The sequence below is a fragment of the Actinocorallia aurantiaca genome (assembly GCF_039533685.1).
GTDB classification, from domain to species: domain Bacteria; phylum Actinomycetota; class Actinomycetes; order Streptosporangiales; family Streptosporangiaceae; genus Actinocorallia; species Actinocorallia aurantiaca.
The window spans coordinates 108,587-115,915 of the sequence record NZ_BAAATZ010000017.1 but is presented as its reverse complement, the minus strand read 5'-3'; the positions used below and the strand labels follow the sequence as shown (position 1 = coordinate 115,915).

Annotated in this window: 10 protein-coding genes; 2 read left to right on the top strand and 8 right to left on the bottom strand. The window is 70.8% G+C overall.

Going from position 1 to position 7,329, the window contains the following annotated elements; genetic code table 11:
- On the bottom strand, positions 1-211 hold a 211-nt coding region (locus ABD327_RS21500; RefSeq protein ID WP_344452361.1), incomplete at its 3' end, for an FAS1-like dehydratase domain-containing protein.
- Positions 212-492: 281 nt separating this feature from the next.
- On the opposite strand from ABD327_RS21500, the gene ABD327_RS21495 reads away from it, so the two are divergent.
- Positions 493-1,254 (top strand): SDR family oxidoreductase, encoded by a 762-nt coding sequence (locus ABD327_RS21495; RefSeq protein WP_344452360.1) that lies wholly within the window; start codon positions 493-495, stop codon positions 1,252-1,254.
- Between the two features lie 58 nt (positions 1,255-1,312).
- Complete coding sequence (locus ABD327_RS21490) at positions 1,313-1,921, top strand: TetR/AcrR family transcriptional regulator (protein WP_344452359.1); 609 nt, start codon at positions 1,313-1,315, stop codon at positions 1,919-1,921.
- On the opposite strand, the gene ABD327_RS21485 is transcribed toward ABD327_RS21490, so the two are convergent.
- The 7 genes from ABD327_RS21485 to ABD327_RS21455 form a co-directional block, all read right to left on the bottom strand.
- Positions 1,918-3,033: a zinc-dependent alcohol dehydrogenase family protein gene (locus ABD327_RS21485; protein WP_344452358.1), complete on the bottom strand. Its 1,116-nt coding sequence runs from the start codon at positions 3,031-3,033 to the stop codon at positions 1,918-1,920. The genes ABD327_RS21490 and ABD327_RS21485 overlap by 4 nt on opposite strands.
- Positions 3,030-3,443, bottom strand: a complete 414-nt coding sequence (locus tag ABD327_RS21480; RefSeq protein WP_344452357.1) for an acyl-CoA thioesterase — start codon at positions 3,441-3,443, stop codon at positions 3,030-3,032. The genes ABD327_RS21485 and ABD327_RS21480 overlap by 4 nt, the downstream gene beginning before the upstream one ends.
- A gap of 11 nt (positions 3,444-3,454) precedes the next feature.
- Positions 3,455-4,147 carry a nitroreductase family protein gene (locus tag ABD327_RS21475; RefSeq protein ID WP_344452356.1) on the bottom strand — a complete coding sequence of 231 codons (693 nt, stop codon included), beginning with the start codon at positions 4,145-4,147 and terminating at the stop codon, positions 3,455-3,457.
- A gap of 63 nt (positions 4,148-4,210) precedes the next feature.
- Positions 4,211-4,840: an MBL fold metallo-hydrolase gene (locus ABD327_RS21470; RefSeq protein WP_344452355.1), complete on the bottom strand. Its 630-nt coding sequence runs from the start codon at positions 4,838-4,840 to the stop codon at positions 4,211-4,213.
- On the bottom strand, positions 4,837-5,922 hold the full coding sequence (locus ABD327_RS21465; RefSeq protein ID WP_344452354.1) for an S-(hydroxymethyl)mycothiol dehydrogenase: 1,086 nt from the start codon (positions 5,920-5,922) through the stop codon (positions 4,837-4,839). Before ABD327_RS21465 ends, ABD327_RS21470 begins: the two co-directional genes overlap by 4 nt.
- A gap of 182 nt (positions 5,923-6,104) precedes the next feature.
- Entirely contained in the window at positions 6,105-6,872 is a 768-nt protein-coding gene (locus tag ABD327_RS21460) for an enoyl-CoA hydratase (protein WP_344452353.1), read from the bottom strand.
- Positions 6,869-7,180 carry an acyl-CoA dehydrogenase family protein gene (locus ABD327_RS21455; protein WP_344452352.1) on the bottom strand — a complete coding sequence of 104 codons (312 nt, stop codon included), beginning with the start codon at positions 7,178-7,180 and terminating at the stop codon, positions 6,869-6,871. The genes ABD327_RS21460 and ABD327_RS21455 overlap by 4 nt, the downstream gene beginning before the upstream one ends.
- Positions 7,181-7,329: the final 149 nt, after the last annotated feature.

The following is a 7,329-nucleotide window of genomic DNA, read 5'->3' as shown; positions in this document are numbered from 1 at the left end:
CATACTGGTTGGTCTCACAGATCAACGTCGGCGGCGCCGTCACCCCCCGCAACCCCTGCGCACGGGCATACTCCGCATCCGAGTACAACGGATTGTGATCACCGACCGCGATGCCGAAATACCGGCCCGCCGCCGCCCCGAACTCCTCGGGCGCGGTGTAGACCTTCTTGCGGCCCACCAGCGCACGGGCCTCATCGGTCAGCAATGTCATGGAACATCCTCTAGGCAGTCTTAAAGTCAGACTTATCGAGTCTAGGGCATGCCCTCGCGGTGGGAAAAGAAGGGACCGCCCAGGGAAAGCACCCCGCCGACCATCCTCAGAAGTGGGCCTGACCTGCCCGTTCAGTCCTCACGGCAGATGCCGCGGAAGCCGGAACGACCGGGGGATACATCGGATCTCGGCAGGGGAGAGGGCTCGGAGACTCCGGAAGGCCGCTGGATAGACTGCCGGTCTCGTCATCGACCTTGTCACGCGCACCGCGGGAGTCACTCATGAACCTGTTCCGCCTGGACGGCAAGACCGCGTTGGTCACCGGGGGGACCCGGGGCATCGGGCTGATGATCGCCCGGGGTCTGCTGGAGGCCGGGGCGGCCAAGGTGATCATCAGTTCCCGCAAGGCCGACGCGGTGGACCAGGCCGTGGCCGAGCTGTCCAAGACCGGCGGGGGAGAGGTCGTCGGGGTCCCGGCCGACCTGTCCACCGAGGCCGAGTGCCGGCGGCTGGCCGAGACCGTCGACGGCCCGCTGCACATCCTGGTGAACAACGCCGGGGCCACCTGGGGCGCGCCGCTGGAGGAGTTCCCGTCCTCGGCCTGGGACAAGGTGCTCGACCTCAACCTGAAGTCGCCCTTCTACCTGACCCAGGCGCTGCTGCCCCGGCTCAAGGAGGCCGCCACCCCCGACGACCCGGCGCGGATCATCAACATCGGCTCGGTCGACGGCATCATGACCCCGGGCCAGCGCTACTCCTACACCTCCAGCAAGGCCGCGATCCACCAGCTCACCCGCGTCCTGGCCAAGGAGCTCGGCCCGGAGGCCATCACGGTCAACGCGATCGCGCCGGGCCCGTTCGAGTCCAAGATGATGGCCGCGACGCTCGACGCGTTCGGCGACGCCGTGGCCCAGGCCGTCCCGCTCAAGCGCATCGGCCGCCCCGACGACATGGCGGGAACCGCCGTCTTCCTCTCCAGCCGGGCCGGATCGTACGTGAACGGCGCGGTCATTCCCGTGGACGGCGGACTGACCGTTATCTAATCTCTGATGGGCCCCGGGTCTGTACCGGGGTCCCGGACGAGTGCAGAGGTGGCGTCACATGGCGGCGGAGACCGTCCAGGAGGCTTGGGCGGATCTGCCGCCGACGGCGCAGAAACTGCTGACGGCGGCGCTGGCGGCCTTCGGTGAGCAGGGATATCACGGCACCACGACCCGTCAGGTGGCGTTGCGCGCGGGGATGAGCCCGGCCGCCCTGTACATGCACTTCCCCTCTAAAGAAGCGCTGCTGTACGAGATCGCACGAACAGGGCACGAGGTGAACTACGAGCGGGTGCGCCGGGTCTGCGAGGAGCGTGTCGGTCCGGTGGAGCGGGTGCGGGCCGTCGTCGAGGCGATGGTCTCCTTCCACGCCGAGCACCACACCCTGGCCCGGATCGTCCAGTACGAGCACACCTCGCTGACCTCGGACCACCAGCGCGAGCTGATCGGCGTCCGGCGGCGGACCGAGGCCTTCCTGCGCGAGGCGATAGACGAGGGAGTCGAGACCGGGGTGTTCGACGCCGCGGACGCCTCCATGGCGACCACGGCCATCATGTCCCTGGCCATCGACGTGGCCCGCTGGTACCCCAGCCAGCGCAGCCGCAGGCCGGCCCGGATCACCTCCGCCTACACCGACCTGGCGCTGCGCATGCTGGCGTCCCGCGCTTAGAAGACGATCACCTGGCGGACCGCCTCACCGGTGTGCAGCCGGTCGAAGCCCGCGTTGACCTCCTCCAGGGGGAGCGTGCCCGACAGGAGGCGGTCCACGGGCAGGACGCCCTCGCGGTACATCTCGATGAAGCGGGGGACGTCGCGTCGGGGGACGCAGGAGCCCAGGTAGCTGCCGCGCAGGGTCTTCTCCTCGGCGACGAGGCTGAGCGCGGGCAGCGCCAGATCCCGGCCGGGGGCGGGCAGCCCGACGGTCACCGTGGTGCCGCCGGGGGCCGCGGCGTCGTAGGCCTGGCGCAGCACCGGGACCACGCCCGCGGTCTCGACGACCTTGTCCGCGCCGCCGCCGGTGATCTCCTTGATCTCGGCGACGGCGTCGGGGCCGCCCAGCACGGTGTGGGTGGCGCCGAGCTCCCGGGCGAGCTCCAGCTTGGCGGGCACGACGTCGATCGCGACGATCGTCTGGGCGCCCAGGGCTTTGGCGGCCAGCAGCGCCGACAGGCCGACGCCGCCGAGGCCGAAGACCGCCACGCTGTCGTCGGGGGTGACCTTCGCGCTGTGCAGGGCGGCGCCCGCCCCGGTCAGCACCGCGCAGCCGAACAGCGCCGCGATCTCGAACGGCAGGTCGGAGTCGACCTTGACGGCCGACTGCTGCGAGACCACCGCGTAGTCGGAGAACGCCGAGACGCCCAGGTGGTGGTTGACGCGGCCGCCGTCGATGCGCCGTCCGCCGCCCAGCAGGGTGCCCGCCCCGTTGGCCGCCGCTCCGGGAACGCACAGCGCGGGCCGCCCCGACAGGCAGCGGGGGCACTGGCCGCAGGCCGGGACGAAGGCCAGCACGACGTGGTCGCCGACGGCGAACTCGGCGCCCTCCCCGACCTCGACGACCTCGCCGGCCGCCTCGTGGCCCAGCGCCATCGGCAGCGGGCGCACCCGCGAGCCGTTGATCACCGACAGGTCGGAGTGGCACAGTCCGGCCGCGCCGATCCTCACCAGCAGCTCGCCCGGTCCCGGCGGGTCGAGCGTCACCTCGGCGACCTCCAGCGGCCGGGACTCTGCGTAGGGGGTCTCGCGGCCGAGTTCGGTCAGGACGGACACGCGGGTCGTGGTCATGACGACACCACCAGCTTCTCCATGGCCGCGCGCATCTGCCCGGCGATCGGGACGGGCCGTCGGGTCTCCCTGTCCACGAAGACGTGGGTGAAGTCGCCGTGCGCGATGAGGGTCTCGCCGTCGGAGCGGTGGAGGCCGATCTCGTAGCGCACGCTGGAGGTGCCGAGCTTGCCGATGCGCAGGCCCACCTTGATGACTTCGGGGAAGTGGGCCTCGGCCTTATACTCGCAGCGAGAGGCCACGCACATGCCGATGGTGTCACCGTGGCGGGGGTCGAAGCCCGCCTCCCGGATGAGCCAGGTGTTGACCACGGTGTCCATCATCTCGTAGTGGATGACGTTGTTCATGTGGCCATAGCAGTCATTGTCGTTCCAGCGGGTCGGAACGCTCTCCCAGTACAGGTAGCTCACGAGAAACTATCCTACTGGTCAGTAACATCCGGTGGTGTGACGGGGCTCCCATCGAAGGTGTCGAAAGTGGCGAACTCCGGCACCGAGGCCCGGCGCAGCTTCGTCGGCCTGCGCACCGGATGGCCGAGGAACACCACCGATGCCAGCGCGACGCCGTCCGGGGCCTTCAGCAGCTCGCGCACACCCTCCTCCTCGCGGATGTGGATCGTCGTCATCACCCCGCCCAGGCCCTCCTCGCGCGCCGCGAGCATCAGGTTCCACACGAACGGGTAGACCGAAGCGCCGCCCGCGAACGTGTAGCGGTCGTGGTCGCGGTCGACGGCCGCGAGCTCGTTCAGGTCGGCGAACACCGCGAGCATCACCGGCACCTTGTCCATGTTGAGTGCGAACTCGGCCCGGTGGTCGGTGGCGGGCTCCCGCGCCAGCGCCGCCGCCTCGGCCTCCCGGTCGGCCAGCGGCGACCACGCCCTCAGACCCGCCTCGCCCAGCGCCCGGTAGTCCCGCCAGCCCGGCAGGTACAGGTCGCGCATGCCCCTGCGGACCTCGGGATCCTTGACGACGACGACTCGCCAGCCCTGCTTGTTGCCGCCGCTGGGCGCGAACCGGGCGCTGTCCAGGATGCGGTAGACGGTGGCGTTAGAGACGGGTTCGTCGGTGAATTCCCTGATGGCGGCGGTGCCGCGCAGAGCCTCGAGCAGTTCCATGACCGCATGTTTTCACGCCCGGGCGGACCGCGCGATCACGGTCCGCCCCGCGTGATCGTGCGCTCAGTGGCCCCTGTCCAGCCACTCCTGCAGATGCGGCGCCTCGTCCCCGATCGTGGTGGAGTCGCCGTGCCCGGTGCGCACCTTCGTGTCGCCGGGCAGGGCGAGCAGCTTCTCCCGGATGGAGCCGATGATGGTGGGGAAGTCGGAGAACGAGCGCCCCGTGGCTCCCGGACCGCCCTGGAAGAGGGTGTCGCCGGTGAAGACGGTGCCGAGCTCGGGCGCGTACAGGCAGACCGCTCCGGGCGCGTGCCCGGGGGTGTGCAGGACCTTCAGCTCGATCCCGCCGACGGTCAGGGTCTGCCCGTCCGCCAGCTCCCCGTCCGGACGCCGGTCCGGGTGCGTCATCTCCCACAGGGGGAGGTCCGCCGGGTGGAGCAGGATCGGCGCGCCCGTGGCGTCGGCGAGGACGGGGGCGGCGTCGATGTGGTCGTTGTGGGCGTGCGTGGACACGATGGCCTTGAGGGTGCGCCCGCCCAGGGCGTCCCGGATGGCGGCGGCGTCGTGGGCGGCGTCGATGACGATCGCCTCGCGCTCGTCGCCGATGATCCAGACGTTGTTGTCGACGTCCCAGGTGCCGCCGTCGAGGGAGAAGGTGCCGGAGGTGACGAGGTGGTCGATCTCGGAGGTCACAGGATCACCACCGAGCGCAGCACGTCGCCGTGGTGCATCTTCTCGAACGCGGCCTCGATCCCGTCGATGCCGATGGTCTCGGTGACGAAGGCGTCCAGCGCGAGTCGGCCCTGCAGGTGCAGGTCGATGAGCATGGGGAAGTCCCGCGACGGCAGGCAGTCGCCGTACCAGGAGGACTTCAGGGCCCCGCCGCGGCCGAAGACGTCCAGCAGCGGCAGCTCGATCTTCATCTCCGGGGTGGGCACGCCCACCAGCACCACGGTGCCGGCCAGGTCGCGCGCGTAGAAGGCCTGCTCGTACGTCTCGGGACGGCCGACGGCCTCGATGACGACGTCCGCGCCGTTGCCCTCGGTCAGCTCGCGGATCGCCTCGACCGCGTCGGTCTTCTTGGAGTCGACGGTGTGCGTGGCGCCCAGTTCGAGAGCCTTGTCAAGCTTGCGCTGGTCGATGTCGACGGCGATGATCCGCCGCGCCCCCGCCAGCCGGGCGCCCATGATCGCGGCCCCGCCGACGCCGCCGCATCCGATGACGGCCACCGAGTCGCCCCGGCCGACGCCGCCGGTGTTGATCGCGGCCCCGATCCCGGCCATCACCCCGCAGCCCAGCAGCCCGGCGACCTCCGGCTTGGCAGCCGGGTCGACCTTGGTGCACTGCCCGGCCGCCACCAGGGTCTTCTCCGCGAACGCGCCGATTCCCAGCGCGGGAGAGAGTTCGGTTCCGTCCTCCAGGGTCATCTTCTGCTTCGCGTTGTGGGTGTTGAAGCAGTACCAGGGACGCCCCCGCAGGCAGGCGCGGCACTCTCCGCACACGGCCCGCCAGTTGAGGACCACGAAGTCCCCGGGCGCGACCTCGGTGACGCCCTCGCCCACGGACTCCACGACCCCGGCGGCCTCATGGCCCAGCAGGAACGGGAAGTCGTCGCTGATGCCACCCTGCTTGTAGTGCAGGTCGGTGTGGCACACCCCGCAGGCCTGGACTTTCACGACGGCCTCGCCCGGCCCCGGATCCGGGACGATGATCGTCTCCACCCGCACGGGCTCGTTCTTCCCGGGTGCGATGACCCCGCGTACGCGCTGCGCCATTTTCGCTCGCTTCCTTTTGTTCTCGTCCGTCGAAAGCGGTCACTCGATCAACGGCCGAGGGCGGACACGGTGTTCCTTCCCCGGCCGCGGTCGATCGATGATTCCCCCTGGTCATCATGCCGGAATCGCCGGAAGAAGGGGTCCCGCCGGGACAGGCCGGAGCGCATGGCGTCCGGGAGCCGTCAGGGTTTGCGGAAGGTGCGGGCCAGGTTCTCTCGGGTGGCGGGGTGGGTGGAGGAGTCGGCCTGGGCCCAGGCCTCGAACGCCAGGGTCGCCTCGAAGCCTTGGGTCGCGGCGATTCCGACGGCCGTCTTGATGTCGCGGGCGAGGCCCGGGGGGACGGCGGCGAAGCGGTGGGCGAGTTCCAGAGCGGCAGACAGGGGGTCGTCGTGCAGTTCCAGGGCCAGGCCGTGCCGGACGGCCTGCTCGCCGGCGAGGGTGCCGCCCTGCAGGAGGACGGCCAGGGCCTGCTGGCGGCCCAGCGCCTCGACCAGGAAGTAGGTGCAGCCTCCGCCCGGGTGCAGGCCGATCCGGCTGAACGTGGCGCTGAACTTCGCCTGCGGGGCGGCCAGGCGCAGGTCGCAGCACATCGCCAGGTTCAGGCCCGCCCCGATGGCGTGGCCCTGGACGGCCGCGATCGTCGGGAGGGGCAGCTCGCGGATCGCCAGGAATGCGTCGTACATGCGGGAGGCGTCGTCGCGGATCTCCCGGACGGGGAGGTCCTCCTCGCCGAACAGCTCGCCCAGGTCCGCGCCGGAGCAGAACGAGCGTCCCGCGCCGGTGACGACCAGGACCCGCGCGTCGCGGTCGGCCTTGATCCGCTCCGCGCAGTCGACGAGCTCGTCGCGCATCGCGAAGCTGATGGCGTTGTGCCTCGCCGGATCGTCCAGCGTCAGCACCCGCACCCCGTCGTCGAGGCTCTCCAGCCGCAGGGTCTTCCACTCGCTCATACGCGTTCTCCTGGTTCTTCGTCCACGTCCGTGCCGGTCGACTCCCACAGCGGGTCGTCTCCGGGCCCCTCCCCGAGGGCACGGACCAGTCGTTCCGCCCAGTGGCGGGACGGCGCCCACTCGTCCCGCCAGGCCCACAGCCTGCGGGTCGCGTGGTGCAGGGGGTGTTCGCGGGTGACGCCCATCGCGCCGTGCACCTGGTGGGCGGCCGCCGCCACCTTCCCGGCCGCCTCCGCCAGCCACAACCGCAGCACCGCCACCGGGACACCGGATGCGGAGACGCCCTGCTCGGGGGAGGGGTCTCTCACAGTCCCGGCGCTTTCGGTCATTCCGGTACTTACGGCTATCCCGGCGCTCGCGGCCATCCCGGCGTTTGTGGCTGCTCCGGCGCTCGCGACTATCCCAGCGCTCGCCGCTGTTCCAGCGTTTGCGGTTGTTCCGGCGCTCGCCGCCGCCG

Coding starts and splice junctions, on each gene's coding strand:
- ABD327_RS21485 (WP_344452358.1), bottom strand. CDS start 3,033: ATGACCACGACCCGCGTGTCCGTCCTGACCGAACTCGGCCGCGAGACC.
- ABD327_RS21465 (WP_344452354.1), bottom strand. CDS start 5,922: ATGGCGCAGCGCGTACGCGGGGTCATCGCACCCGGGAAGAACGAGCCC.
- ABD327_RS21495 (WP_344452360.1), top strand. CDS start 493: ATGAACCTGTTCCGCCTGGACGGCAAGACCGCGTTGGTCACCGGGGGG.
- ABD327_RS21460 (WP_344452353.1), bottom strand. CDS start 6,872: ATGAGCGAGTGGAAGACCCTGCGGCTGGAGAGCCTCGACGACGGGGTG.
- ABD327_RS21490 (WP_344452359.1), top strand. CDS start 1,313: ATGGCGGCGGAGACCGTCCAGGAGGCTTGGGCGGATCTGCCGCCGACG.
- ABD327_RS21475 (WP_344452356.1), bottom strand. CDS start 4,147: ATGGAACTGCTCGAGGCTCTGCGCGGCACCGCCGCCATCAGGGAATTC.